The sequence below is a fragment of the Streptomyces sp. NBC_01314 genome (assembly GCF_041435215.1).
Taxonomy (GTDB): domain Bacteria; phylum Actinomycetota; class Actinomycetes; order Streptomycetales; family Streptomycetaceae; genus Streptomyces.
Map to the genome: position 1 here is coordinate 10,672,942 of NZ_CP108394.1, position 26,270 is coordinate 10,699,211.

General features: G+C 71.5%; 24 protein-coding genes and 1 pseudogene. 12 read left to right on the plus strand and 13 right to left on the minus strand.

Annotation, left to right across the window (positions count from 1 at the left end):
• The first annotated feature begins 50 nt into the window (after window positions 1-50).
• From OG622_RS47040 to OG622_RS47060, 5 genes are all read left to right on the plus strand, one after another.
• Window positions 51-851, plus strand: a complete 801-nt coding sequence (locus tag OG622_RS47040) for a crotonase/enoyl-CoA hydratase family protein (protein WP_371583305.1) — start codon at window positions 51-53, stop codon at window positions 849-851.
• A gap of 118 nt (window positions 852-969) precedes the next feature.
• Window positions 970-1,920: a Zn-ribbon domain-containing OB-fold protein gene (locus OG622_RS47045; RefSeq protein WP_371583307.1), complete on the plus strand. Its 951-nt coding sequence runs from the start codon at window positions 970-972 to the stop codon at window positions 1,918-1,920.
• Window positions 1,917-2,993, plus strand: coding sequence for a thiolase domain-containing protein (locus tag OG622_RS47050; protein ID WP_371583309.1), 1,077 nt, complete (start codon window positions 1,917-1,919; stop codon window positions 2,991-2,993). Before OG622_RS47045 ends, OG622_RS47050 begins: the two co-directional genes overlap by 4 nt.
• On the plus strand, window positions 2,990-4,156 hold the full coding sequence (locus tag OG622_RS47055; protein ID WP_319691490.1) for a thiolase domain-containing protein: 1,167 nt from the start codon (window positions 2,990-2,992) through the stop codon (window positions 4,154-4,156). Before OG622_RS47050 ends, OG622_RS47055 begins: the two co-directional genes overlap by 4 nt.
• Before the next feature lie 82 nt (window positions 4,157-4,238).
• Complete coding sequence (locus OG622_RS47060) at window positions 4,239-4,484, plus strand: DUF397 domain-containing protein (RefSeq protein WP_371583310.1); 246 nt, start codon at window positions 4,239-4,241, stop codon at window positions 4,482-4,484.
• Between the two features lie 123 nt (window positions 4,485-4,607).
• Here the strand turns inward: OG622_RS47060 and OG622_RS47065 are convergent, their stop codons facing one another.
• On the minus strand, window positions 4,608-5,528 hold the full coding sequence (locus OG622_RS47065) for a transglutaminase-like domain-containing protein (protein WP_371583311.1): 921 nt from the start codon (window positions 5,526-5,528) through the stop codon (window positions 4,608-4,610).
• Window positions 5,529-5,705: 177 nt separating this feature from the next.
• Between OG622_RS47065 and OG622_RS47070 the strand changes: the two genes are divergently transcribed.
• Entirely contained in the window at window positions 5,706-6,308 is a 603-nt protein-coding gene (locus tag OG622_RS47070; RefSeq protein ID WP_371583313.1) for an ABATE domain-containing protein, read from the plus strand.
• A 79-nt stretch (window positions 6,309-6,387) separates the two neighbouring features.
• Entirely contained in the window at window positions 6,388-6,885 is a 498-nt protein-coding gene (locus OG622_RS47075; RefSeq protein WP_371583315.1) for a hypothetical protein, read from the plus strand.
• Between the two features lie 65 nt (window positions 6,886-6,950).
• Here OG622_RS47075 and OG622_RS47080 read toward each other — a convergent pair whose 3' ends face one another.
• Complete coding sequence (locus OG622_RS47080) at window positions 6,951-8,927, minus strand: N-acetylmuramoyl-L-alanine amidase (RefSeq protein WP_371583316.1); 1,977 nt, start codon at window positions 8,925-8,927, stop codon at window positions 6,951-6,953.
• 228 nt (window positions 8,928-9,155) lie between these two features.
• Window positions 9,156-10,298 carry an aminoglycoside phosphotransferase family protein gene (locus OG622_RS47085; RefSeq protein ID WP_371583318.1) on the minus strand — a complete coding sequence of 381 codons (1,143 nt, stop codon included), beginning with the start codon at window positions 10,296-10,298 and terminating at the stop codon, window positions 9,156-9,158.
• A 233-nt stretch (window positions 10,299-10,531) separates the two neighbouring features.
• On the opposite strand from OG622_RS47085, the gene OG622_RS47090 reads away from it, so the two are divergent.
• The gene (locus tag OG622_RS47090; RefSeq protein WP_371583320.1) at window positions 10,532-12,028 is read left to right on the plus strand and encodes a hypothetical protein; all 1,497 of its coding nucleotides are present in this window, start codon (window positions 10,532-10,534) and stop codon (window positions 12,026-12,028) included.
• Between the two features lie 48 nt (window positions 12,029-12,076).
• Here OG622_RS47090 and OG622_RS47095 read toward each other — a convergent pair whose 3' ends face one another.
• Window positions 12,077-13,507, minus strand: coding sequence for a PP2C family protein-serine/threonine phosphatase (locus OG622_RS47095; protein WP_371583321.1), 1,431 nt, complete (start codon window positions 13,505-13,507; stop codon window positions 12,077-12,079).
• A gap of 478 nt (window positions 13,508-13,985) precedes the next feature.
• Between OG622_RS47095 and OG622_RS47100 the strand changes: the two genes are divergently transcribed.
• Window positions 13,986-14,399: an SsgA family sporulation/cell division regulator gene (locus OG622_RS47100; RefSeq protein ID WP_371583322.1), complete on the plus strand. Its 414-nt coding sequence runs from the start codon at window positions 13,986-13,988 to the stop codon at window positions 14,397-14,399.
• Between the two features lie 43 nt (window positions 14,400-14,442).
• Here the strand turns inward: OG622_RS47100 and OG622_RS47105 are convergent, their stop codons facing one another.
• From OG622_RS47105 to OG622_RS47115, 3 genes are all read right to left on the minus strand, one after another.
• Window positions 14,443-15,558, minus strand: a complete 1,116-nt coding sequence (locus OG622_RS47105; RefSeq protein WP_371583324.1) for a chemotaxis protein — start codon at window positions 15,556-15,558, stop codon at window positions 14,443-14,445.
• Window positions 15,559-15,722: 164 nt separating this feature from the next.
• A complete protein-coding gene (locus tag OG622_RS47110) occupies window positions 15,723-16,265 on the minus strand; it encodes a DUF4232 domain-containing protein (protein WP_371583325.1) in 543 nt (180 codons plus the stop codon).
• A 124-nt stretch (window positions 16,266-16,389) separates the two neighbouring features.
• Window positions 16,390-18,132 carry an alpha/beta fold hydrolase gene (locus OG622_RS47115; protein WP_371583326.1) on the minus strand — a complete coding sequence of 581 codons (1,743 nt, stop codon included), beginning with the start codon at window positions 18,130-18,132 and terminating at the stop codon, window positions 16,390-16,392.
• 329 nt (window positions 18,133-18,461) lie between these two features.
• Here OG622_RS47115 and OG622_RS47120 point away from each other — a divergent pair, with 329 nt between their 5' ends.
• Window positions 18,462-19,310, plus strand: a complete 849-nt coding sequence (locus tag OG622_RS47120) for a GNAT family N-acetyltransferase (protein WP_371583328.1) — start codon at window positions 18,462-18,464, stop codon at window positions 19,308-19,310.
• Here OG622_RS47120 and OG622_RS47125 read toward each other — a convergent pair.
• Complete coding sequence (locus OG622_RS47125; RefSeq protein ID WP_371583329.1) at window positions 19,288-20,478, minus strand: acyltransferase family protein; 1,191 nt, start codon at window positions 20,476-20,478, stop codon at window positions 19,288-19,290. The two genes, OG622_RS47120 and OG622_RS47125, sit on opposite strands and share 23 nt — an antisense overlap.
• 65 nt (window positions 20,479-20,543) lie before the next feature.
• Window positions 20,544-20,846, minus strand: a pseudogene (locus OG622_RS47130) (nucleoside deaminase); the annotation flags it as partial.
• Window positions 20,847-21,005: 159 nt separating this feature from the next.
• Between OG622_RS47130 and OG622_RS47135 the strand changes: the two are divergent.
• The gene (locus OG622_RS47135; RefSeq protein WP_371583330.1) at window positions 21,006-21,800 is read left to right on the plus strand and encodes a GNAT family N-acetyltransferase; all 795 of its coding nucleotides are present in this window, start codon (window positions 21,006-21,008) and stop codon (window positions 21,798-21,800) included.
• A gap of 30 nt (window positions 21,801-21,830) precedes the next feature.
• Here the strand turns inward: OG622_RS47135 and OG622_RS47140 are convergent, their stop codons facing one another.
• The 3 genes from OG622_RS47140 to OG622_RS47150 all read right to left on the minus strand — a co-directional run bounded on the left by OG622_RS47140 (window position 21,831) and on the right by OG622_RS47150 (window position 24,588).
• Complete coding sequence (locus OG622_RS47140) at window positions 21,831-22,715, minus strand: GNAT family N-acetyltransferase (RefSeq protein WP_371583332.1); 885 nt, start codon at window positions 22,713-22,715, stop codon at window positions 21,831-21,833.
• 201 nt (window positions 22,716-22,916) lie between these two features.
• Complete coding sequence (locus tag OG622_RS47145) at window positions 22,917-23,180, minus strand: GlsB/YeaQ/YmgE family stress response membrane protein (RefSeq protein ID WP_371583334.1); 264 nt, start codon at window positions 23,178-23,180, stop codon at window positions 22,917-22,919.
• A 187-nt stretch (window positions 23,181-23,367) separates the two neighbouring features.
• The gene (locus OG622_RS47150) at window positions 23,368-24,588 is read right to left on the minus strand and encodes an aminoglycoside phosphotransferase family protein (RefSeq protein ID WP_371583335.1); all 1,221 of its coding nucleotides are present in this window, start codon (window positions 24,586-24,588) and stop codon (window positions 23,368-23,370) included.
• A 212-nt stretch (window positions 24,589-24,800) separates the two neighbouring features.
• Here OG622_RS47150 and OG622_RS47155 point away from each other — a divergent pair, with 212 nt between their 5' ends.
• On the plus strand, window positions 24,801-25,586 hold the full coding sequence (locus OG622_RS47155) for an ArsR/SmtB family transcription factor (protein WP_371583336.1): 786 nt from the start codon (window positions 24,801-24,803) through the stop codon (window positions 25,584-25,586).
• Between the two features lie 36 nt (window positions 25,587-25,622).
• Here OG622_RS47155 and OG622_RS47160 read toward each other — a convergent pair whose 3' ends face one another.
• Window positions 25,623-26,078, minus strand: coding sequence for an SPW repeat protein (locus tag OG622_RS47160; protein ID WP_371583337.1), 456 nt, complete (start codon window positions 26,076-26,078; stop codon window positions 25,623-25,625).
• Window positions 26,079-26,270: the final 192 nt, after the last annotated feature.

Here is a 26,270-nt window from a genome sequence, read left to right on the forward strand (position 1 = left end):
TCTCGTTCCGGAGACGGAACCCGTGTTCGCTCTGCCGGACGGAGGAAGCGATGGGTGGTACGGAACACCTGACCGTGCGGCGCGAAGGCGCCACACTGGTGCTCACGCTCAACAGGCCCGAGGCCAAGAACGCGCTGTCGCTGCCGATGCTCGTCGGCCTGTACGACGGCTGGGTCGAGGCCGACGAGGACGAGGCGATCCGCTCGATCGTCCTCACGGGAGCCGGCGGTGCCTTCTGCGCCGGCATGGACCTCAAGGCCCTCGCGGGAAAGGGCATGGAGGGACAGCGGTACCGGGACCGGCTCAAGGCCGACCCCGATCTGCACTGGAAGGCGATGCTCCGCCACCACCGGCCGCGCAAGCCGGTGATCACCGCGGTCGAGGGGTACTGCGTCGCGGGTGGCACCGAGATCCTGCAGGGCACCGACATCCGGGTCGCGGGCGAGTCGGCGACGTTCGGCCTCTTCGAGGTCAAGCGCGGGCTCTTTCCGATCGGTGGCTCCACGGTCCGTCTCCAGCGGCAGATCCCGCGCACGCACGCGCTGGAGATGCTGCTGACCGGGCGGCCGTACAGCGCGCGCGAGGCCGCCGGGATCGGGCTGATCGGGCATGTCGTGCCTGACGGCACGGCCCTGGCGAAAGCCCTGGAGATCGCCGAGCTGATCAACGCGTGTGGGCCGTTGGCCGTGGAGGCGGTGAAGGCGTCCGTGTACGAGACGGCCGAGATGACCGAGGCGGAGGGGCTGGCCGCCGAGCTGAAGCGGGGCTGGCCGATTTTCGACACCGATGACGCGAAGGAAGGGGCTCGTGCGTTTGCTGAGAAACGGCCCCCTGTTTACAAGCGGGCGTAGGCGTTGTGCTCGGGGCGGTCGTGTGTGGCTGCGGGTTGGCCGTGGCTGGTCACGCAGTTCCCCGCGCCCTAAAAAGCGGGGCGTGTCTGTGCCCCTCTGCTGAAGGAGGCAACCTTCGATGTCCGCAGTCCTCAAAGCACCCCTCACCGTCGAGTTCCCGTTCACGCGGTCTCTCGGCCCCGTGCAGAGCGCCTTCCTCACCGGGCTTCGTGAACGCGTCGTCCTCGGTGTGCGCACCGGCGACGGGCGGGTGCTCGTCCCACCCGTCGAGTACGACCCCGTCACCGCCGAGGAGATCCGCGATCTCGTCGAGGTCGCGCCGACCGGCACCGTCACCACCTGGGCCTGGAACCACGACCCGCGCCGCGACCAGCCCCTCGACACCCCCTTCGCCTGGGTCCTGGTGCGGCTCGACGGCGCCGACACCTCGCTCCTGCACGCCCTGGACGCGCCGGGCCCCGACGCCGTGCGCACCGGCATGCGCGTCCGTGTCCGCTGGGCCGAGGAGCGGTCCGGTGGCATCACGGACATCGCCTGCTTCGAGCCGTACGACGGGATCGCGGTGGAACCGGCGGGCCACAGCGGCGAGTTCGGCGACCCCGTCACCGGCATCGTCGCCCCCGCCCGCCTCGACTACACCTACTCGCCCGGCCGAGCCCAGACCGGCTACATCCAGGCCCTCGGCGGCCGCCGCACCGTCGGCGAACGCTGCCCGTCCTGCCGCAAGGTGTACGTCCCGCCGAGGGGCGCCTGTCCGACCTGCGGGGTGGCCACGGCCGAACAGGTGGAGGTCGGGCCGGGCGGGACGGTCACCACGTTCTGCATCGTCAACATCAAGGCTGCTCATACGGCGAATCTCGACATCGAAGTCCCGTACGTCTACGCCCACATCGCCCTCGACGGCGCCGGGCTCGCCCTGCACGGCCGTATCGCCGGCATCCCCTACGACCAGGTGCGCATGGGGCTGCGCGTCGAACCGGTGTGGACCGAAGGGGCCCGCTACCCCGACCACTACCGGCCCACCGGCGAACCCGACGCGGACTACGACACGTTCAAGGAGACGCTATGACACGCGAGGCGCCAGGAGCCGCAGGCGTACGTGACATCGCCGTGGTCGCCTTCGCCCAGACCGACCACCGGCGCACCAGCGACGAGGTCTCCGAGGTGGAGATGCTCATGCCGGTGCTCCACGCGGTCATGGAGAGCACCGGGCTCAAGACCGCCGACATCGGCTTCACCTGCTCCGGCTCCAGCGACTACCTCGCAGGGCGCGCCTTCTCCTTCACCCTCGCCCTCGACGGTGTGGGCGCCTGGCCGCCGATCTCCGAGTCGCACGTCGAGATGGACGGGGCGTGGGCGCTGTACGAGGCCTGGGTGAAACTGCGGACGGGGGACGCCGACACCGCGCTCGTCTACGCGTACGGCAAGTCCTCGCCCGGCTCCGTACGGGACGTCCTCACCCGGCAGTTGGACCCCTACTACGTGGCTCCGCTGTGGCCCGACTCCGTCGCCCTCGCCGCCCTCCAGGCCCAGGCGCTCATCGACGCGGGCACCACGGACGAGCCGGCGCTGGCCGCCGTCGGGGCGCGCAGCCGCGCGGACGCCGCCGCGAACTCCCACGCCCAGCTGAGAGGTTCGGTGCCGCAGGGGGAGTACCTCGTACGGCCGTTGCGCACCGGGGACTGTCCGCCCATCGGCGACGGGGCGGCCGCCGTGATCCTCGCGGCGGGGGAGCGGGCCCGTGACCTGTGCGAACGGCCCGCCTGGATCCGGGGCATCGACCACCGCATCGAGGCGCACGGCATCGGCGTACGCGATCTGACCGACTCCCCGTCCACCCGCCTCGCCGCCGAGCGGGCCGGTGTCTACGAACGGCCGGTGGACACCGCCGAGTTGCATGCGCCGTTCAGTTCCCAGGAGGTGCTCCTCCGCGCGGTGCTGGAGCTCGACGACCGTGTGCGAGTCAATCCGTCGGGCGGGGCCCTGGCCGCCAACCCGATCATGGCCGCCGGGCTCGTCCGGATCGGCGAGGCCGCCGCCCGTATCCACCGGGGCGAGTCCGACCGGGCGCTGGCGCACGCCACGTCCGGCCCCTGTCTGCAGCAGAACCTGGTCGCCGTACTCGAAGGGGATCCCCGATGAGCAAGGAGCCCGTGGCCGTCGTAGGCGTCGGCCAGACCAAGCACGTGGCGGCGCGCCGGGACGTGTCGATCGCCGGGCTCGTCCGCGAGGCAGCCCGACGGGCCCTCGACGACGCCGAGTTGACCTGGGCCGACATCGAGGCCGTCGTCATCGGCAAGGCGCCCGACTTCTTCGAGGGCGTCATGATGCCCGAGCTGTACCTCGCGGACGCGCTCGGGGCGGTCGGCAAGCCCATGATGAGGGTGCACACGGCGGGCTCGGTCGGCGGCTCGACCGCGCTGGTCGCCGCGAGCCTGGTCGCCGCCCGTGTCCACGGCACGGTGCTGACCCTAGCCTTCGAGAAACAGTCCGAATCGAACGCCATGTGGGGGCTGTCCCTGCCGATCCCGTTCCAGCAGCCGCTGCTGGCCGGCGCCGGCGGTTTCTTCGCCCCGCACGTACGGGCGTACATGCGGCGCAGCGGCGCCCCCGACACCGTCGGCTCCCTGGTGGCCTACAAGAACCGCCGCAACGCGCTGAAGAACCCGTACGCCCATCTCCACGAGCACGACATCACGCTGGAGAAGGTCCAGGCCTCACCCATGCTGTGGGACCCGATCCGCTACTCGGAGACCTGCCCGTCCTCCGACGGGGCCGTCGCCATGGTCCTCACCGACCGTGCGGGGGCCGCCCGGGCGCCCCGGCCCGCCGCGTGGATGCACGGCGGCGCCATGCGCAGCGAGCCGACGCTCTTCGCGGGGAAGGACAGCGTGTCGCCGCGAGCGGGACGGGACTGCGCTGCCGACGTGTACCGGCAGGCGGGCATCGCGGATCCGCGCCGGGAGATCGACGCGGTGGAGATGTACGTGCCGTTCTCCTGGTACGAGCCGATGTGGCTGGAGAATCTGGGTTTCGCCGCCGAGGGGGAGGGCTGGAAGCTCACCGAGTCCGGTGTCACCGAGCTGGACGGGGATCTTCCGGTCGACATGTCCGGTGGAGTCCTGTCCACCAATCCCATCGGCGCCTCCGGCATGATCCGTTTCGCGGAGGCGGCGCTCCAGGTGCGGGGCCTCGCGGGAGAACACCAGGTGGAGGGCGCCCGGCGGGTGCTGGGGCACGCCTACGGCGGCGGATCGCAGTTCTTCTCGATGTGGTTGGTGGGCGCCGAGCCCCCCACCTCCTGAACCCGCCCCTCACGTGGCCTGTCGGCGGTGGGGGTCGATCGCTAGTCTGGCGGGCGGACGACGAACCGGGAGGAGCACGGACGTGGCCGAGACCACCATGCAGCAGCGATCCCTCGACGGCTGGCGCAAGCCGGCGGAACTGGACCTGAGCAACGCGGACTGGCGGTCGAGCAGCCAGGGGCGCGGAGATGTCCAGATCGCCTTTGTCGAGGGTTTCATCGCCATGCGCAACAGCGGCAGCCCCGAGAGCCCCTCGCTGATCTTCACCCCCGCCGAATGGGGCGCCTTCGTGTCGGGGGCCCGCGAGGGCGAGTTCGACCTGACCTGAGCGGCCGTACGCGTGGTGTCGGTGGGCGGCCGGAGACCGGCGGCGCCCACCGACAGAGAGGGGGTGAGGGTTCGAGGTCCGGAGCGATCGAACCGGGCCCGGTACTGTCCTGCGGCGGACCGGTCAGCGGAGGGTGACCTCGCGCGGACCGTTGTACGGCGCCAGCGACAGCACGGTCCGCGGTGTCCGCAGCCCCTCGTGCCCCGCGAACAGCTCACGCGCCGCGCGGAAGTCCACCTCGTCGCCCACCAGCGGCGCGACCTCGTCATACAGCTCGCGGACCGGGTCCACGAGCTCCTCGCCGGCCTCGGTCTCGGTGCCCCAGATGTCCCACAGCAGCGTCTCGACCTTGTTGAGGTCCGCGAGATCGAGCCGGACGTTCCCGGCGACGAACCACTCCCCGTTCAGTGGGCCCTCCGCCGGGGGGTGCAGCCCGAACGACCCGGGGTCCGCCCCGCCCTCCCGGATGGCCCGCCACGCCTTGCCCGCGACGAGGAAGCGGTCGCGCGGTACGTCCATCGGGTCGAAGTCGATCTTCCAGGTCTCGACGATCAACGGTTCCGTCAACTGCGCGTCGGCCAGCAGCCAGCCCCGGACCGGGTCCCAGTACTCGGTGACCACGTGGTCGCCGTGGAAGCCGTTGCTGCCGAAATAGGTGGCGAAGCCCGACCGCAGCCGGGCGGGCACGCCCATATGCCGCAGGAGCGAGCAGTGCAGCAGTGAGAAGTCGCGGCACACCCCGACGAACCGGTTCTCGGGCTCGCGGCGGTGCGACAGGGGCGCGTCGTCGCGCTCGACGACGATCCGCAGGATGTCGTCGAGGTAGCGCGTCTCGGCGTCGTTGTGCAGCCGCTCCCGCGGGGTGGCGTAGCCGAATGTCCGACCTTCGCCCCGATGGATCATCAGATCCCGTGCCACACGGGCGAGTCGAGCGGGATCGCGCGGAAGATCGGCGTAGAGCGGAGCGAGTTCGCCCGGGTCGGTGAACTCGCTCTGTGTGGCGTAGAAGGCGGCGACTTCCGGTGCGAGGTGCACGGGTGGCATGACTGGACCCCCAGAATGAATCGGCCACGTGTTCGATTCACGGACCGCTTCGCCTCACCGTGCCAAAATTCACCCGCAATTGTCCAGAATTCCCGCAGGAATGTGAGCGCCCGGAATTCCCTGCTCCAGGTGTTCCGACTCGATTTAATGGATGACGACTCGCCTATCATTAGCATCATGGAGTACTCGATCAGTGCGGACGCTCGGCTCGCCCTGGACCTCGCCCTGACCGTCCGCCATGACGGCAGCGGCGGTGTCGCCGACGACCTGACCGACCCCACGGGGCTCGCCACCTGGGTCCGGGCGCACGCGGACACACTGCCGACCACCGCCGGCCCGGCCGCCGACGAGGCCGCGCTCACCGCCGTACGCGATCTGCGCGGAGCCGTCCGCGCCCTGTTCGCCCGCGCCGTCAGCCCCGGCGAGCCCAGCCCGGCCGACGCCACCCGGCTGCTGCCCGCCCCCGAGGCCCTGGCCCTCCTCAACGAGGCCGCCGCCCTCGCGCCGACCGTCCCGGTGCTCACCTGGGGCCCCGGCGCCGAACCCGTCGTACGCCACGAACCCGCCACCGGCGAGGACCCACTCACCGCCGTGCTCGCCCGCGCCGCCCTCACCTTCCTCGCGAGCCCCGAACGGCAGCGGCTGCGCGCCTGCCACGCACCGCGCTGCGTGCGCTACTTCCTCAAGGAGCACCCCCGCCAGGAATGGTGCAGGCCGTCCTGCGGCAACCGCGCCCGCGTCGCGCGCCACCACGAGCGGCACAGGAGGACGACGAGCTGACATCCGCCCCGAAGAACGACCTCTGCCCCCCGAAGCTCCCTCGGCCCCACCGCCGGACGGCACGCCGTACCATTGCGGCATGTCCTTCCTCCGCCGCCGCAGCGCCACTCCTGCCGGTCCCGACTTCGACGTACTGGCCATGGACCCGGGCGACTGGCCGGGCAATCTCGGCGCCGGCCTGCTGCCCGCCCCCGACGGCAGCTGCCAGGGCGTCTTCCTGCGCTACGACCTCTACGGCGGCCGCGGCCCCGCGATGATCATCGGCAACCTCCCGCAGGGCTCCCCGGCGCGCGACATCTCCGACGGCGAGGTCCCCTTCGAGGTGGCCCAGCTGCTGATCGCGCTGGAGAACGAGGAGGACATCACCGTCGTCGGCTCCGAGGACATCCCGGTGATGCAGGGCGACAACCTCCTGATCGTCCGCCGCCTCAAGCTCTCCGAGTCCCGGATCTCCTGCGTCCAGTTCGACCGCAGCGACAACGTCCTGGTGACCATCGCCGCCTGGGACCGCCCCATCACCGACGACCTGTACACCCTGCTCAAGCCGCTCCCGGCGGAGCTGTTCCAGCAGGGCTGAGAGCGCGAGGACGGAAGGGCCGGGCTCGCGCCCGGCCCTTCCTGTGCCCTCGAACGTCCGCGCCCTCACGCGGCCGGCAGCACCCGCACGTCCGCCGCCCGCACGAACGCCACCCGGTGCCCGAACTGGATCTCGTAGTACAGATCCTCACCGACCACGACCCTGTGTCCGCTCGTGTCGAAGGAGACGGCGTAGTAGTACTCGCCGGGCACCCGGCCGCCGGTGACGTACTTCTGGTCCTTGAGGAGCTTGTACGGCCACGGGGACACCGCCTGGGCGGGCACGCCCGCCGGGTACGCCGCCGCCTCCGGGTAGGCGCGGCCGTACACCGGGATGTCCGCCAGGCCCTCCCGGGGCGTCACGACCAGTCCGGCCGCGCCGACCGCCGTCGGCTTCCCCTTCGGGTTCTGGAACCAGGCCTTCTGCCCCAGGTACCAGATCGCCGTCCAGTCGCCCTGCCGCTCGGCGACCGCGTACTGCTGCCCGGTGGAGACCCGTGAACCGAGGTCGTTCACCCCGATCGTCGAAACGCTGCCGTCCGGCCGCAGCCCGATGTCCTTGATCAGGGGCGAGGTCACATCGGGCCGGCTGTACAGACGCACGGCGCTGGAGCCGTGCACCGCGCAGGGCGCGCCGCCCGTCACACAGCCGGTGAAAGCGGGCCGGTTGTCGGCGTAGTCCGGCAGGATTGTGACCATGGCGCTGTTCTCGCCGGACGTCGCGCCCAACGGTTCGCCCAGCAGCTCGAAGTAGTGCCGCCAGTCCCAGTACGGGCCCGGGTCGGTGTGCATCCCCGGGATCGTCGCCGTCGTCGGGCCCGGCACGGTGTCGTGGCCCAGGATGTGCTGCCGGTCGAGCGGGACGCCGTACTTGTCGGCGAGGTACTTCACCAGCCGCGCCGACGTGCGGTACATCGCCTCCGTGTACCAGGCGTCCGGCGAGGCCAGGAAGCCCTCGTGCTCCAGGCCGACCGACTCCGAGTTGACGTACCAGTTGCCGGCGTGCCAGGCCACGTCCTTGTTCTTGATGTGCTGGGCGATGTGCCCGTCCGTGGAGCGCAGCGAATAGTGCCACGACACATACGTCGGGTCCTGGACCAGCTCGAGAGTGGTGTCCCAGTAGCCCTCGGTGTCGTGGACGACGATGTACCGGATCCGCTGTGACGTCGGCCGGTCGGCCAGGTCGTGGTTGCCGTAGTCGTTGTCGCCGAACTCCGCGTACGGCGCCGGGATCCACTCGCAGGACACCGTTGCCGGGCACTCCGTGGCGCCCGCGGCCGCCGCGCGCAGCCCCGCCCGGGACAGCTGCCCGGTGCCGGGGCGCAGACCCGGCTCGGCGGTGAGCGTCACCCGCTGGCCGGCGTCCGTGACACGCTGGGCGCCGTCGCGGATCACCGCGAACACCTCGTTCGCGTACGCCGCGGCCGTCGCCCGGTCGTCGGCGCCCGAGAAGCGCGCCACCGCCCCGTACCAGTCGGCCGGATCGCTACTGGGGCGCGCGCCCAGCTCCCGCTGCGCGGCGGCGAGCAGGGCGGCACCGCCCGCCACGTTGGCTCCGGCATCCGTGCGCAGCGTCCGCGCGGGCAGACCGGTCAGCTCGGCCGCCCTCGTCAACGTCCGCAGCCGGGCCGGGAGTTCGGCGGGCTCGGGCAGGTCCGCCCCGGCCACCAGCGGCGCGCGGGAGTCGTCGCCCCGCGCGTCCTCCGTGCCCTCGCTGTGGTGCGGCGCCTCGGCCAGGGCCGTGCGCGTGTCGGTGAGGTGCATGGGGCCGTAGCCGCCCGTGACGCTCGGCGCACCGCCGTGGGCGTCCCAGCGGGACTGGAGATAGGAGACGCCGAGCAGGACGTCGTGCGGGACGCCGTACTCGGCGGACGCGGCGGCGAAGGCGCCCTGCAGGCGAGCCGAGGCGGAGGACGACTGGTTCTCGGGCGGGGCCGCGCCCAACAGGGGCAGCAGCAGGACGGCGGGGGCTGCGGCGAACGCCGTTCGGCGTGTACGTCCGGGGTGCGGGGTGGGCCTGCGGTCGGTGGGGGATCCTCGCAAGGCGGCCTCCTGGAACGGTGGGGCGTTGGCGGGGCGTGCGGGACCGAACGGCACCAGTGCTATCGGTCGGCCGACGATCCGTCAATCATGCCCGGAGGAGGCTGGTTCTCCCGTGATTGCCGACCCCTGCCTCGGCGGCGGCCTCCTGCCGTGACGCAGGCCCACCGACATGACGAAGGTCCGCGGCGCGCCCCGTGTCCAGGGCACACCGCGGACCTCCTTCTCTCCTCAGCGAGTGCCGACCGCCGCCCGTACGGCCTTGCGGGCCAATTGGCAGTCGTCGTGCAGCCGCCTGAGCAGCAGCCGCTGTTCCTCGCCGGACGGCGCGGCAGTCGGGTGGGCCGGGCCCGGTGCCGCCGGGGTCGAGTCGTGCATCGAACGCTGCACGGCCGTCTCGTAGGTACGGATCTCGCGGGTCAGTACGAGCATCAGATTCACCAGGAACGCGTCCCGCGAGGCCGGGCCCGCCGACTGCGCCAGCTGGCTGATCTGCCGTCGTGCCACCGGGGCGTCCCCGAGCACCGCCCACAGTGTCGCCAGGTCGTACCCCGGCAGATACCACCCGGCGTGTTCCCAGTCCACCAGCACGGGACCGGCCGGTGAGAGCAGGATGTTCGACAGGAGGGCGTCGCCGTGACAGAACTGGCCCATGCCCTGACGGCCCGACGCGTGCGCGATGCCGTGCAGGAGCTTCTGCAGATCGCCCATGTCCCGGTCGGTCAGCAGACCCAGCTCATGGAACCGGGAGATCCGCTCCGCGTAGTTGAGCGGGGCGTCGAACGTCCCCGCCGGTGGCCGCCACGCGTTCAGCCGGCAGACCGCGCCGAGCGCCGCCCGGATGTCGGCGCGCGGCGGCGCCTCCACCGGATGCCGCTGCAGAGCGGCCACCCGGCCCGGCATCCGCTCGATGACCAGGGTGCAGTTGTCCGGATCCGCCGCGATCAGCCTCGGCGCCCGCACAGGGGGGCGGTGCCGGACGAACGAGCGGTATGCGGCTATTTCGTGCCGGAGCCGCTCCTCCCAGATGGAGGAGTGGTCCAGTAAACACTTGGCGACGGCCGTGCTGCGCCCTGTCGTACCGACGAGCAGCACCGAGCGGCCGCTGCGGCGCAGCACCTGGACCGGAGTGAACTCCGGGCAGATGCGATGCACCGAGGCGATCGCCGTGCGCAGCTGCGCGCCCTGGGGGCCGGACAAGTCGAGTCTCCCGCTGAGCGGTTGGGTGCCGAGCCCCGGCACGCGCCGCGTCCGGCCGGCACCGAGCACCGGGGCCGTCGTACGGGTGGGGTCGAGGTAGGGGCCGCCGCTGCCCGGCTGGCGGGGGTGCAGCGACCGGGGAGGAGCGGACACGGAGGACGATGCTGCGTACATGGGGGAAGACAGATCCCTTCGTGTGCCGGCAGGTCACGCGCTACCCGCCCCGGCTGCCGACGTGCACCCTGGGGAGTGTCCGTCGGGCGACCGGGTCGGGGTGGCGCTTTCCTACCTGACACCGGATGGGCCGTGGCACACCATGTAGCGCACCCTGGCGAAGCCTGGCGAATAGTCCCCGTGCAACTGACAGCGGGCTACATTCAACTCAGCCGAGAACCTGGGGGCTTGACGTGAGCGGACAACCCAACACCCGACTCGCAGACCTGTTCGGCCTGGCCGGCTGGTCCAAGGGAGAGCTCGCGAGGCTGGTCAACCGGCAGGCGGCGGCCATGGGCCACCCCCAGCTGGCGACCGACACCTCACGGGTGCGGCGCTGGATCGACATGGGAGAGATCCCGCGCGATCCCGTGCCGCGGGTGCTGGCGGCCCTGTTCACCGAGCGTCTCGGCCGTGTCGTGACCATCGAGGACCTCGGTCTGGTCCGGCACGGGCGTACGGGAAAACGGCCGGACGGCGGGAGTGTGGAACATCCCGACGGTGTGCCGTGGGCGCCCGAACGGACTGCTGCGGTCCTCACCGAATTCACGGGAATGGACCTCATGCTCAACCGACGCGGCTTGGTGGGTGCGGGCGTCGCTCTCACCGCGGGATCCGCACTCAGCAGCGCCATGCACGACTGGCTGCACACCGACCCGGCCCTCGCGGCCGACGCGCCCCACCTCGACGACCCCCTGCACGCCGACCCCGCCGGGTTCGACCGTTACGAGGCCGCCCCCATCGGGTCGCAGGAGATCGAGGAACTGGAGCGCTCGGTCGAGGTGTTCCGGGCCTGGGACGCGGCCCGCGGCGGCGGGCTGCAACGCAAGGCTGTCGTGGGACAGCTCAACGAGGTGGGAGGCATGCTCTCCTACCGCCACCCCGAACATCTCCAGCGGCGCCTGTGGGGCGTCGCCGCCAACCTCGCCGTCCTCGCGGGCTGGATGTCGCACGACATCGGCCTCGAACCCACCGCCCAGAAGTACTTCATCATCGCCGCCCACGCCGCCAGGGAGGGCGGTGACCGGCCCCGCGCCGGCGAGGCCCTCTCCCGGGCGGCCCGACAACTGGTGCACCTCGGCAAGCCCGACGAGGCGCTCGACCTCATGAAGCTCGCCCAGTCCGGCTCCGGCGAGCAGGTGCTGCCGCGCACCAAGGCCATGCTCCACACCGTCGAGGCCTGGGCGCAGGCCTCCTTGGGCAAGGGCCAGGCCATGCGCCGCACCCTGGGCCGGGCCGAGGACCTGTTCGTCTCCGACCGGGGGGACGTGCCGCCGCCCAGCTGGATGCAGATGTTCAAGGAGGAGGACCTCTACGGCATGCAGGCACTGGCCTACCGCACCCTCGCGGAGCACGACCCGTCCGCGGCCAAACAGGCCCAGCACTACGCGGAGAAGGCCCTGGAACTGCGCGTCGACGGCCGCCAGCGGTCGAAGATCTTCGACTTCCTGTCCATGGCCTCGGCCTGCTTCATCGCCGACGACCCCGAACAGGCGGACCGGTACGCCCGCCTCGCCCTGATGTCGATGGGCTCCAACTCCTCCCATCGCACCTGGGACCGGCTGCGTGAGATGTACCGGCTCACCGGCCAGTACTCCAGCTATCCGAAGATCCAGGAACTGCGGGAGGAGCTCAAACTCGCCCTGCCCAAGCCCCAGCCGAAGAACAGGGGCGACATCGCGTCGACGTGACCGCCGGGACCGGCCCCCGGACCGTCATGAGCTGACCCTGGCGGATCCTCAGGAGCTGACCCGGGCGACGAGCACGCAGGCGTCGTCCGCCCGCTCGCTCTCGCCGAACTCCTCCACCACTGTCCGTACACAATCCTGGGCCGTACGCGCCTCGCCGAACCGTGGGGCCAGGTCCAGCAGCCGCTGCACGGCTGCCTCTCCTCCCCGCCGGGGGACCAGTCCATCGGTGTGCAGGAGCAGTAGGTCGCCCTGTTCGAGCGTCACTTCGGCCTGCCCGTAGACGGCACCCGAGGTCGCGCCGAGCAGGACGCCGTCCGGCGATGTCAGCACGCGCCCCGTCCCGTCGCGGAACAGCAGCGGGGCGGGGTGCCCCGCCTGAGCCCACACGAGAGTGCGGGTCGCCGGGCGGTAGCGGCAGCAGACGGCGCTGCCGAGGGCCGGTTGCACGGTGGCATCCAGTAACTGGTTGAGGCAGGCCATCAGCCGGCCCGGCTCTGTGCCCGTCATCGCCATACCGCGCAGCGCGCCGATCAGCATCGCCATGCCCGAGGTGACCGTGACACCGTGCCCGGTGAGGTCGCCCACGCTCAACAGGCTCTCACCGCCCGGCAGTTCGAGGGCGTCGTACCAGTCACCGCCGATCAGCGCGCTGGTCGAGCAGGGCAGATAGTGAGCCGCCAGGTCCAGCCTCTCGGGGCCCTGGTGCGGGAGCCGCAGGGAGGCGCGCCACGGCGGCAGCACGGCCTCCTGCAGCTCGACCGCGATCCGGTGTTCGGTCTGCGCGATGTGCCGCTGGCGATGCAGCGAGTCACGGCTCTCGCTCTCCACCCGCTGGCTGCGCCGCAGTTCGCTGACGTCCCGCAGGACGGCCCACATCGAGGCCGTGCCGCCGTCGTCGTCGAGCACGGGCTCGCCCATCATGTGCACGGTGCGCACCCCGCCGTCGGGGAGCAGGATGCGGAACTCGCCGTCGATGCGTTTCGCGTCGATCAGACAGTCCGTGACCATCGCCGTCAGCTTCGGCCGGTCCTCGTCGAGCACCAGCGACGGCAGTTCGTCGAGGGTGAGCGGCGGGGCGGCGGGGTCGCGGCCGAGGATCTGATACAGCTCCCCGGACCAGCTGGCCTCGTCCGTCAGCAGGTTCCACTCGGCGCTGCCGACCCGGCTGAGCAGTGAGGCGCGCCGGGGCGCGGGAGGCGGTGCGACCGGGGGAGAGGGCGTGGCCACGGGGGCGGGCGGCTGGGCCGGGCCGTCCCGCAGCTGGGCCAAGTGGTCGTCGAGGTCGCTGAGTTGATGCAGCGCCAGATCGCAGAGAGCGCGCTGCCAGCGGACCTCGGGGTCCGCTCCGTCGGCGGGCGCGTCACGCCGTACGGCATCCACGTCGCCCCGCAGCCGCCGGGTCTGCGAGATGAGCGCGTCGACCGTGCCGCGTCGGGGCGGCTGGGCGGCTGGACGATCCGCAGAGAGATGGGACGGCATCACGTACTCCGATGGGGGACGGTACGACCAACGCTGACGTAAGGGCCGATTACGACTGTTGCACAGCCCGCGAGGCGCTGTAAGGGATTTGGCAAGACACGATACGGTGGTGCGTCTGGCATATGCCACCGTCCTTGCGGTCGGCGTCGTCCACTGCGGGTCGGTATCTGCCCCGGGGGCCCAAGTCGTAGGAATCGTACGTGACTTGACGGATCGTCGACCGCCTTCACCTGTCTTTCATTCCCGTGTTCGAGGGGCATATGTGCGAGCTCTCTCGATTACATGGAACGGCCTGTGTGAATCCGACCGCACCCGCATCACTGGACGCGTCCGGAGCCGGATTGAGGGTGAGATGGGTCACAGAGGTGAATCCAGGAAGCCGCGTCATGCGAAAGCCCTCCGCGAGGTCGAGAAGGCACGTCGGCGCACCGGCCGGCCCGCATCGCAGGAAGAGCTTCACCCGAAACGGAGACCGTTCATGACCGTCACGCTGGAACAGCCCGCCCGCGCTCTCCTCGTCACCGCCGAGGACCGGGAGGTCCCGGTGCCCGCGAGCCTGCGCTACTTCTCCGACGATCCGCTGGCCGTGCACCTCGACTTCCCGGCCGACATCTCGCTGAACGGTTCCATGGTGACCTGGACCTTCTCCCGTGACCTGCTGGAGAAAGGGGTGCGGGCCCCCGCCGGCTCCGGCGACGTGCAGATCTGGCCCTGCGGCCGCCTCCGCACCGTGGTGGAGCTGCACTCCCCGTACGGCACGGCCCTGCTCCGGTTCGAGAAGGCGGCACTCCAGCGCTTCCTGCTGCGCAGCTACGCCGTCGTCGCCGCCGGAAGAGAGGAGCTGGGCCCGGCGCTCGACCGGGGTCTCACGTCGCTCCTCGGCGGTGTCTGACACTCGGCGGGCCGGTGCCGCCGTGTGTGTGGACCGGGCTCGCTCAGTAGCGCAGGACGCCCGCGATGCCCCGGGCGTCGCCGAGTGTGCCGTCGGGGACGAAGCGGACCTCGGCGCCGGTGTCCAGGCACCGCTCGACGATCTCGTCCACGATGTCCTCGCGGACGTCGAGGTCGCCGCTCTCGGCCGGTACGAGGTGGCCACCACCGGCGCCCCCGGCCTCACCGTCGGAGCGGACGGTCGTCCGGTAGTTCTCCTCGACGGCCAGGAGCTGGATGCGGCCCTGCCGCGCGTTCTGCCAGACCTCGTCGACGCTGGCCGCGAACGCCTTGTGGCCACGGGCCGTTTCGAGCTGACGGGCCACGGCGTCGACGTTCCTGCGGTCCTCGGCGGCGACCAGCGGCCGTACCGCCTGCCACACGGCGTCCGGGGTGCCGTGCGCGAGACCGCCGTGCGGGATGTGGGTGGCGTCCTTGGTGACCGTGCCGATCTCGTCGAGCAGAGACAGCGCCGCCGTCTCGCCGGTGACGTACAGGGGCCGGTGCTGGGCGCGCACCACTCTGGCCAGGGCCGTGTCGGCGTCGCGCAGGAAGTGGCGGGTGTCCTCGTCGCGGAAGGCGGACGGCAGGTCGCCGGTCCGCTCCTGGCGCTCGGCGTCGAAGTTGTCGCGCTCCCTGGTGAGCGGGAAACCGCCGGTGTGCGCCTCGGTGACGCGGTCGCCGCCGCCGTTCCACAGTGTGACCCTGTCGGGGGAGACCGCGAGTACCCAGAACGGCCGCTCGGCGGCCTGTGCGGCCACCAGGTTCCGGGTGAGGAAGGTGTCCGAGAGCACCACGCGCTCCGGCACCGGCCGGGCCAGCGACCAGACCTGGTGCTCACCGGGCGCCGCGAAGATCACCAGGCCGTCCTCGGCGTGGGTCAGATCCACCTCGGCCAGCGCCTGGTCCAGCTGGCGGACGACGTCGTTGCGCCGCTCCCGCGTGACGGCGGGGTCGCGCTCCAGTCGCTTCTTCGCCTCGGCCACCACATTGCGCAGCCGGACCGGATCCTGGGCCTTCTCGGGTTCCCGGCGGTGGGTCGGCGTCAGCACCGACACCGCGGGGTAGGGCCGCGGGCGGCGCAGTTCGGTGAGGGTCGCGGGACTGAGGGCATGCTCCATGACTTCACGATAGGGCTGATTCGCGTGTCGGGCATTTGGGGTGGTCCGGCCATCGCTGCGGGCGGCTCCGGCGGTCGGCGGAGGACGGCGGAGGAGCCCGCCGGCGCGCACCGGTGAAGATGCGCTCCGACGGGCTCCTCGGTGTCGTGCGGCCGACGCGGGGGTCAGCCGACTTCCTTCTTCAGCGCCTTGTCGGCGGCGGCCTTGGACGGCTTCCACCAGGTGGTCACCGGCTCCCAGACCTTGATCTTCGTGCTCGATCCGAGCTGCTTCGCGGTGAACGTACGGCCGTTGAGGTTCGGGTTGGCCGACACGGTGATCGTGCCGACGCGACGCGCCTCGGGGTCCTTGAGGTCGGCGATCGTGCGGACCGCCGCGTAGACCGTCTTGCCCGGGCCGACCTTGTACGGGCCGCTCTCGCCGGAGGGCACCGGCAGGGCCGCCCCGTCGAGGTCGCCGAAGGTCACGACGGGAAGGCGGTCGATCGTGCAGGTGCGGGCGCCGGTGTTCTTGACGCTGATGTGCACGACCCGCGCGTCCTTCGACTGCTTGGCCCCCAGCTTGAGGACCTTCGCCTTGCAGACCGGGGTCTTCGCGGCGGGCTGGGCGGCGGGCTGGGCGGCCAGACCCTGCGGTGCGGCGGCGAGGAGCAGCGCGGCGCCGGCGGCCGCCGCGGTCGAGACGGTGAGGAAGGAACGAATACGCATCGGTGGAATCCCCCAGTTTTGGTCACGTACGGGTACGGCACGCACAAAGGTGACGTCTGCCCAGTGTGACGCGCGGGGTGTGCGCGGGGTTGTACCGAATCCGTCCGTGTTACAGGCCCGATGCTCAATCGTCGGCTCCGCAAGAACTTCCGTGGTCCGGCAGCGTCCCGAACAGCAGGAAGTCGTCGACCTTCTCCTTCACGCACTTCGACGACCCGTACCCGGTGTGCCCCTTGCCCTTGTTGTCGAGGACGACCGCCGAGGAGCCGAGCCGCTTCGCCGTCTCCACGGTCCAGCGGTAGGGGGTGGCCGGGTCGCCCCGGGTGCCCACGAGCAGCATCTTCGGGGTGTCGACGTCCCGTACCTCCTCGCGGATGTAGTCGGTGCCCGCGGGGCGGCCGTAGCACATCAGCACCTGGGTGAGCCGGTACGGCCCGAACACGGGGGAGGCGTCCTCGTAGGCCGCGCGCAGGTCCTCCAGGTTGTCGGTGATCTTCCTGGCGGTGGGCCGGTCGGGGTCGTCGGCGCAGTTGATCGCCATGAGCGCGGCGGGAAGGTTGTCCAGCGGGACCTCCTCGGCGTCGACGAGTCCGGTGTGCGGAGTCGGCGTGCCGGACGCGCTGGGCGTGCTGGGCGCGGAAGGCTCGTGCGGGCGGGCCGGCGCCGGGGAGCGGTGCGGAACGAGCAGAGGTGAGCGGTGCGGAGCGAGCAGAGGGGAGCCGTACGGGACGGTCGGACGGGAGCGGTACGGGACGGTCGGCGGGGCGAAGCCGCCGCCCGTGAGTGCCATGACGCCCCGGGTGTCGCCGTCGTGGACGAGCATGTTGAGCGCCTGTGTGAGCAGGGGCCACATCTGTTCGCTGTAGAGGGCGTGACTGATGGCACCCACCAGGTCCTGGCCCGTGAAGTCCTGCCCGAAGTCCGAGGGCACGGGGTACTCGTCCAGCGAGTCGACCAGCGCGACGACCTGCTCACGGGCCGAGCGGGAGTCCTGCCCGAACGGACAGGTCAGCTCCTCGGTGCACGCGTCGAGGTAGTCCTCCAGCGCAATCTGCTGGCCCGCGGCACCCACCAGACCCTGCTCGGTCAGTGGTTCGGTGAGGGTGTCCACCCCGTCGAGGACCATCCGGCCGACCTTCCCGGGGAACTGCGCCGCGTAGACCGCGCCCAGCCGGCTCCCGTAGGAGAAGCCGAGGTAGTTGAGCCTCTTGTCACCGAGGGCGGCGCGCATCACGTCCAGGTCGCGGGAGGCGTTGAGGGTGCCTACGTACGGGAGCACGGGACCGGAGTTCTTCCCGCACGCGGTGGCGGCCCGCCGCAGCTGCTTGAGCGCGGCCTGCGGGTTGTTCGCGTCGTCCCCGTCGTCGGTCGCCTCCAGGGCCTCGTCGGTACCGTCGCCGCAGCTGACCGGGGAGGAGCGGCCCACGCCGCGCGGATCGAAGGAGACGAGGTCGTAGCCGTTGGTGAGATCCATGAAGTCCTCGCCGCTGTAGGCGAGTTCGGGGACTCCCGGACTGCCGGGGCCGCCGAAGTTCAGCAGCAGCGAGCCGCGCGGGTCCCCGGAGCCCCGGTAGCGGGCCACCGCCAGGTCGAGGGTGCCGGCCTTCGGCCGGGTGTAGTCGAGCGGCACGGTGACCTTGCCGCACCGCAGGTCCTTGGGTATCTCCGGGCCCTCGCACTTCGACCACTTGATCTTCTGCCGGTAGAAGCGGGTCAGGTCGGGCCGGTCGGCGTCCTGCTGCTTGTCGGCGCCGGCCACCGTGGCCGGCAGCCCGCCCGCCACCGTGGCCGGCAGCCCGGCCGCCAGCAGGGCCAGCACCGCGACCGCGGCTCCGGCGAGAGGGCGCCGTCTGTGCGTGGACCGCATGCGTGCCTCCAGGGACGCCCGGCCAGGGCGGCCGGGGGACAACCCCCGGATCACCATAGGCGGCCCCTGGCGGCCACGCCCGCCAGCGTGCGGACCGGCCGAATGTGCCCTAATCTGCGCCGCGCCGACGTCGCACGACGGCCGTGGCCGGGTCGCTCGTACGCGTGAACCGGGCGGTCCGACAGGCCCGTCGCCCGGCGATACCGGCTGTTTCCGGCGTAGCGGGTGTGGTCGGGCTTCGGGGAGGATGCTGCGGGGACACGGCCGACCACCGCGCCCGAGACCGCACGGCGGCCGGGCACCCGCCACCGCAGCGAAGGAGCGCGCAGATGGCCTCTGAGGGGCATCAGGACCTCGTTGTCACCCGGGCCACGCTCGACGACTGGGCGGTGGTCGCCCGATGGGCGGGGGAGGAGGGCTGGAACCCGGGACTCTCGGACCCGGTGTGCTTCTTCGAGCAGGACCCCGAGGGCTTCTTCATCGGCCGGCTCGACGGGGAACCGGTCTCGTCCGTCTCCGTCGTCAACTACGGCGACGACTACGCCTTCCTCGGCTTCTACCTGGTCCGCCCGGACCTGCGCGGCCAGGGCCACGGCCTCACCACCTGGAAGACCGCACTCGCCCACGCCGGCGACCGCACGGTCGGCCTCGACGGTGTGGTCGCGCAGCAGGACAACTACCGCCAGTCCGGTTTCGAGCCCGCCCACCGCACCTTCCGGTACTCCGGTGTGGTGCCCGAGGCGACCGTGCCCGACGGTGTCCGGCGCGTCGGGGACCCCGCGTCCCTCGCGGCGTACGACAACACCTGCCACCCGGCCGACCGCCCCCGCTTCCTGGAGCACTGGCTGACCGCCGACGGACACCGGGCCCTCGCGCGAGTCGTCGACGGGCGGCTCACCGGCTACGGCGTCATCCGCCCCGGCCGGGACGCCCTGCGGATCGGTCCCCTGTTCGCCGACACCGCCGCCGACGCCCGCGCGCTCCTCGCCGGACTGGCCGCCGAGGCCGCGGGCCGCGAGCTGGCCATCGACGTTCCGGAGCCGAACGCGGCCGCCGTGGCGCTGGCCGAGGAGTACGGGCTGACGCCGTCCTTCGAGACCGCCCGCATGTACACCGGCCCGATCCGGCCGCACGCGGCGGAGCGCGTCTTCGGGGTCACGACTCTGGAGCTCGGCTAGGGGACGGGGCGGCGTCGCCCGTCCCGGCCGCGGGAGAGGGGTCCGCCGTCCTGTCCGGGGGCGTGGCGTCCTTCGTCCTGGCCGGCGAGGCGGCGTCGCCCTTCTTGAACGCCCACTCCATGCGTGGTTCGACGACACAGCGGAGTGCGCCCCGTACGGGCGCGGTGCACAGCAGAGTGATACCGCCGACCGCCATGGCCGTGACCGTGAGCTGCCCGAGCGGGGTGTGCAGCCACTCCACGGCGTACCAGTCCCGGAAGCGCGCCCACTTGATCACGAAGCCGTGCAGCAGATAGCCGTACATCGTGCCCGCGCCCAGCGCCGTGAACCACAGCTGCCGGCGCGGCACCCAGGCCAGGAAGCAGGCCGTCAGCAGCACCGCCAGACAGAACAGGGCGGGCGTGGTCAGCAGCCCCACCCAGCGGGACACGCCCTGGCCGGTGACGCTTCCCCGGTGGTAGAACCAGCCCGCGTCGAACCACGGCGCCACCCGGTACGCCGCCAGGAACGCCCCCAGGCCGACCGGGAGCAGGAACAGCCGTACCCGGCGGGTGCGCAGCCGCTCGAAGTGCTCGGGCCGCAGGGTCAGGCCCAGCACGAAGAACGGCAGGAAGCCCAGCACGCGCTGGATGGAGACGTCGCCGCCGAGATCCGGTGAGACCGCCGCCAGCATCGCCAGACCCAGCGCGACGGGCAGCGGGTGGCGCAGCATCAGCCACAGGGGCGTGGTCAGCCGCCAGACGAAGAGCGCGACCAGGAACCACATCACGTACCAGGGATCCAGCAGGCTCAGCGGATAGCCCGGGTCGTCCTGTGCCCACCGGTAGAACAGCGTGTACGCCGTCTCGAACACGACGTACGGCAGGACCACCCCCGTCATCAGCCGCTTCAGCCGGCCGGGCGCCATGTCGAAGCTCCGCGAGAAGTACCCGGAGATCAGGGCGAAGGCCGGCATGTGGAACGCGTAGACGGTCAGATACGCGGCCGTCGCGGTCCGGCTGCCGTAGGTCAGTGGTTCCCACGCGTGCCCGCAGGCCACCAGGACGATGGTGAGGTACTTCGCGTTGTCGAAGTAGGGGTCCCGCGAGGCACGCTTCGCCCGTGGCTTCTCCTGGTCGGACTGGGCCGGGGGGCCGGGGCGGGTGTGCTGCACCACGTCTTCGGGCATCGGTCAAAGGTCTCCGGACAACGACGACGGAACCCGGACCGCCTGCCCCGTCACGCCCGTCTCAGTCATCGTCGGCGACAGCGCCGGACGGTTTTGGCGTGGAACCGCCGGTGCAGGGCCCGTACCTGCCCGACCAGCTCCGGCACCGGCCCCTCGACCGTGACCCCGGGCGCGATGTCCCGCGCGGGCAGCGTCCGCACCGGTGCCGTGTCCCTCCAACTCGCTTAGTCAGAGGCCGAGTTGCTCGAAGGAGGCGACGTACACGATACGGCCGAGGCCGTCCGGGCCTGGGCGGCCGCGCACCTCGGGCAGTGCGAGCCCGAGGTGTACGCGGTCGCCGCCGCGCGCTCCTCGGGAGAGAGCCGGGCGGGCGTGTCCGAATCCCGGGCCCTTGCGCGAGCTACACCCGTACGGCCCCGCCGGGCGGCCCGGTGCGCGGCGCGGGCACAGGGTCGGTTTCGCTCCCGATGCGAAGAAGCGGGCGAATTCCGTTGCCAGGGCGAACGACTGATGATGGAGTGAGCGGTATGGATCACGCTGCTGTGCTGGCACTGTTCGACCGGGACATGAGGGAGGGCGCTCGCCCCGACGGGCCCGGAGCCCGGATCGAGCGCGTGGGCCGGGTGGTGCGCCAGGTCGGTTTCGAGAACGGCTGGAGCGGCGTCGTCTGGTCCGATCTGGACGAGGCGGGCGTCGACGCGGCGATCACCGAGCAGATCCGGTACTACTCCGGCCTCGGGCGCGACTTCGAGTGGAAGCTGTACGGCCACGATCTCCCGGTCGACCTGGGGCAACGCCTGCGCGACGCCGGATTCACGGCCGCTCCGGAGGAAACGCTGATGGTCGCGGAGGTCGCCGACCTGACGCTCGATGTCGAGCCGCCCGAGGGCGTACGAATCCTGCCGGTCACCGACCGTGAGGGCGTGGAGCTCGTGGCAGCCGTCCACGAGAAGGCCTTCGGCAGGGACAGCACCCGCATGCGCCACCAGCTCCTGGCCCACGTCACCGCGGACCCCGACACGGTGATGGCCGTGGTGGCCCTCGCCGGAGACGAACCGGTGAGTGCCGCCCGGATGGAACTCCTCCCCAACACGCGCTTCGCCGGCCTGTGGGGCGGCGGCACCGTCGAGGGCTGGCGGGGCCGCGGTATCTACCGGGCCCTCGTCGCCCATCGCGCCCGCGTCGCAGCCGAACGCGGCTTCCGCTACGTCCAGGTCGACGCGCTGGCCGGCAGCCGCCCGGTCCTGGCCCGCCTGGGCTTCGAGCCGCTCACGACGACCACGCCGTACGAGTACGCGGTGGGGAGCACGGCGACCCCCTGACCGGCCGGGCGGTGGGCCGCGCCGGGAGTGTCACAGGTCGAGTTGATACTCGACGGCCGTGTGCGTGGGCCGGTAACCGAGCGCGTCGTTGACCTGGCGCATCGGGATGTTGTTCTCGGCGGTGTCGGTGAGCAGGGCCAGGTCCGGAGCCAGGCTGTGGGCGTGGAGGACGGCCTTCGCCTTCATCCAGAGCCCCAGTCCGTGACCCCGGTGTTCGGGCAGTACCGCCGTGCCGTAGTGCTGCCCGTCGCCCTTGCCGTCTCTCTCACCCGGCAGGACGAGCTCCGAGAAGCCGACGAGGGTGCCGCTCGACGTGTGCACGGCTGCCACCGTGTAGAGCGAGTCGCCGCGCTGCGCGATCGCCTCGGCGGCGGCCACGACCCGCTCGACGTCCCAGATCACGGTCCCGTAGTCGGTGTCGCCCATCGGCATGTCGTCCATCGCCCGGCGCGACGCGGCGTGGTTCCGCGCGAGTCCGGCCGGTACGACGCCCGTCCAATCGGTCAAGTGGTAGCCGGGACGGGGCTGTTCGAGGATCCGGGTGAAGTGGTCCGGGTCGATTCCGGCGAGTTCGAGCCGGGCGTACGTCAACGTCAGCACCCCGCGGAAGCCGCGTGCCGCGAGGAACACGCCGCCGGGGGAGCCGTCTTCGGCCTGCGCGACGACCGCGCGGCGCCGCTCGGCGCGTGCCGAGCCGACCGCCGCGTCGAGCAGTGCGGTCCCGACGCCCTGCCGCCGCTCGGCCGGGTGCACGGCGATGTCCAGCTCGGCCAGATGCGTCTGCCCCTCCTTGGTGAACAGCCGCAGGAAGGCGGAACCGAGGGGGATGCCGTCAGCCCCGGACGCCAGCCAGGCCAGACGGTGGCTCGACGGGGTGGCGGCGGGGTCGATGAGCGGGGTGACGCGCGAGGGCAAGGGGGCTCCGGGGCTGGTCGGCGGGCAAATGGCGAGGCCCGGCGACGCTAGCCGCCGGGTGCGACGACCCGCAACGGAATTCCGGGCGCGCCCGACGGCTGTCGTCAGGCCGGGCGGGCGCGACCACCGGCTTTCACACCGGCTCGAAACCCTTCGCCGTTATTTCGCGCGCATGACCGCCGACCGTCACCCCGTGAACCCTCAGCGCCGTGCCTTCGTGCGGTCCAGTGCCGCGATACCCAGTGCCGCCAGTGCGATCTGGATGAGCCACTCGGCCCAGTCGAGGCCGTCGGTGTCGGCCACACCGACCCCCGAGGCGATCGCTGTGCCGATCAGTGCGGCGATGATGCCGACGAGGATCGTCAGCAGGATGCCGATGCGCTGCCGGCCCGGCACGACGAGCCGACCGATCACGCCGATGACAATGCCGATGATGATGGCACTGATGATGCCGTCGATCTCCATCTGATCTTCGCCCCTGTTCGTCGGGTCCCCGCAACCGTGCGAGTGCCCTTCGAACGCGAGTGCAGTCCGCCCCGAGTTCACGTTCTGCACGAGCCCGTCACCCATCCCGTGCCGGCCCGCACCTCCGTCGACCTGCCGCCGGGACCCCGGCCCGCCCGCCGGTGAGGAGTATCTGGGCCCGATCCGTCTAGCCCGCCACTTCCACGGAGGCGAGACCCGGGTGCGCGGCGCACCGCAGAGCCCTTCGGATCGCCGACGCCGGGTCGCCCTCGTGATACGGCCGCTCGGACGCCTCGATGCCGTCGAGGAACTCCTGGTAGCGCACGGCGTACGTGAGGTGCGCCAGCGGTTCGGCCAGGGCGAGTGCGCGGGCGGGATCGCTCGTCGGGGCGTGCGCCTTCCAGGCGTCGGCCCAGGCACGGACGGCCGTGGGGCGTACCGCCTCGGGGAGGAAGTCGTACAGGCGCAGACAGTCCAGTACGGGGTTGCCCCAGTGGGAGTCGGCGAAGTCCACGACGACGGGTGGCCGGCCGTCGCTGCGCCAGTTGCCCGGATGGAAGTCGGCGTGGACGAGCGTGTCGGGGAGCCCGCACTCGGCGAGTCGATCCCAGCGGAACGTCAACTCCCGTGCGCCGGACCGCTCCTCGTCGGTGATGTCCAACGCGACTCGCCCGTCGAGCAGTTCGCGCACCAGCCCGCCGAGGACCCGGTCCCGCCGGTCCCGGAGTCCCGGCGGTCGTCGGCCGGTCAGCGCGGCCTGGGCGGCGACGAACCGGCGTACCCCGGATTCGACCGTGGCGGTGTCGGCCGCCCAGCAGTCCTCGCCGGGGATGTGCTCCATCAGCACACGGCGCTCGCCGGCGGCGAGCACCGTCGGCACGAGTCCCGTGTCCACCCGGCCGTACGCGGCGATGACCGCGGCCTCGTCGGAGGCGAAGCCCGGGGTCGCCTTGAGCCAGACGGGCCCCTGCCCGGTGGGCAGCCGGAAGAGTCCCGCCAGGTTCCACGTCCGCCGCTGCTCGACCGGTCCCGTCACCGGCCGTCCCAGTGCGGCCAGCGTCCGCGAGGCCCAGTCCAGCAGTTCCCGCAACCCGTCGGCCCGCGCCCACGGTGATCGCAGAGCGTCGTCCGTGCGCAACAGCCCCTGGTCCACGGGATGTTGTTCGAGGGCGCCGTCCCGGGGCCGCTCCAATGCCTCCACGTGGTACGTCACATGCCCGTCGCGCCCGCTCTCACCCCCGTCCGCCTCCAGCAGACGCAGCACGAACACGGGCACCCCGAGTGCGTGCTCCAACCGCGCCACCACGGGCTCGACCTCGGCCCACCACGGAACGTCGACGGGGAACGGACCGGTGACACCGAGGAAGTCCGCACCCGATGTCACCCACGCGCTGAAGGTTCGACTCACGGCGACAGTCTGAGGGCTGTGGCGGAAGGGCGGCCAACGAATATCGCCCGCGGCCGTCCCTGGTCGTCCCTGGTCGCCCGGGATGTCGCCTGCGATCGCCCGGGGCTGACCGCCCCCAATGCTCACCCGCCGTCGGTGTGAACCCGCCGACGGTTGACATGCAGGTGATTGCCTGCATAACGTCGAGTGTGCGATCAGAGAGAGACCCGGGAATGGACAAGGTCTTCAAGGCGCTGGCCGACGAGACCCGCAGGAGGCTGCTGGACCGGCTGCACGAGCACAACGGGCAGACGTTGGGCGAGCTGTGCGAGCGGATCGACATGGCCCGGCAGTCCGTGACGCAGCACCTCACCGTCCTGGAGGCCGCCAACCTGGTCAGCACGGTGCGGCGTGGGCGGGAAAAGCTGCACTACCTCAATCCGGTCCCGCTCCACGAGATGCAGGAGCGGTGGACCGGCAAGTTCGAGCGCCCGCGGCTGAGGGCGCTCGGTGCCGTGAAACGACGAGCCGAGGACGCCATGACCGACAAACCCACCTTCGTGTACGTCACCTATGTCGCGAGCACACCCGAGAAGGTCTGGGAGGCGCTCACCAGCGCCGACCTGACCGCCGACTACTGGGGGCACCGGAACGAGTCGGACTGGAGGCAGGGCTCGCGCTGGGCGCATGTCCGCACCGACGGTTCCGGGGTCGAGGACGTCGTCGGCACGGTCGTGGTGAGCGAGCCGCCGACCCGTCTGGTCACCACCTGGGCCGCCCCCGAGAACGAGGGCAGGGAGGACACGTACTCGCGGGTCACCTTCGCCATCGAGCCGCACGGTGACATCGTGCGCCTCACCGTGACCCATGAGGACCTGGAGGGCGAGGGCGCGCTCGCCGAGGTGTCCTTCGGCTGGCCCGCGGTGCTGTCCAACCTCAAGTCGCTGCTGGAGACCGGCCGGACGCTGCCGCAGGAGCCGTGGGAGGTACCGCGTCCAGGTGACGGCCGGCCCGCCTGAGCGGGTCGGCCGTCGTACCCCTCGCGGGCGTCCTGTTTACACCTGTGGCGTGCGGCCCGCACGCCAGGTGCCCTTGGCCGCGGCGCCAGCGCACATCAGCCCCAGCAGCAGTGCCAGGCAGCCGATGATGATGTTGTTGACCACGACACCGGCGTCCGGGCTGTCGCCGACGATCCACGCCGAGATGATCATCCACACACCCAGTGCGCACATGGCCCAGCTCAGGCCGTACATCCTCTCCGGTGCGGCGGTGAAGCCGAGGGCCAGCAGACCGATGGCGATGCCCACGATGAGGTTGTGGGACGCCAGGGCGGGCTGGCTCGTCGTGTAGTGGAGTATCCACGGGGACACGGCGCAGTACAGACCGAGCAGGAACACCGGTCCGTCCACGAGCGCCACATCGCGATCACCGAGCATGCGGGCGTACCGGGCCTGCATTTCGGGTGCATCGGGGTGGCTGGTGATGTCATTCCGGTGTGAGACGTTGGCCATGACTCGACTCCTTTGAACTCTGCAGGCCTGACCGCGTCTGGTGGGGTATGCGGTAAGCGCCGCTTACGTTCATTCTGCGCTTATTTTGCCTTTATGTGTAGTGGCCGGGGGTGCGGGGAGGGTGAGGGGCGAAACTCGTGGTCCAAGCGGCCGCGCAACCGTCGCAGAGCCCGCCGGGTGTGGCTCTTGACC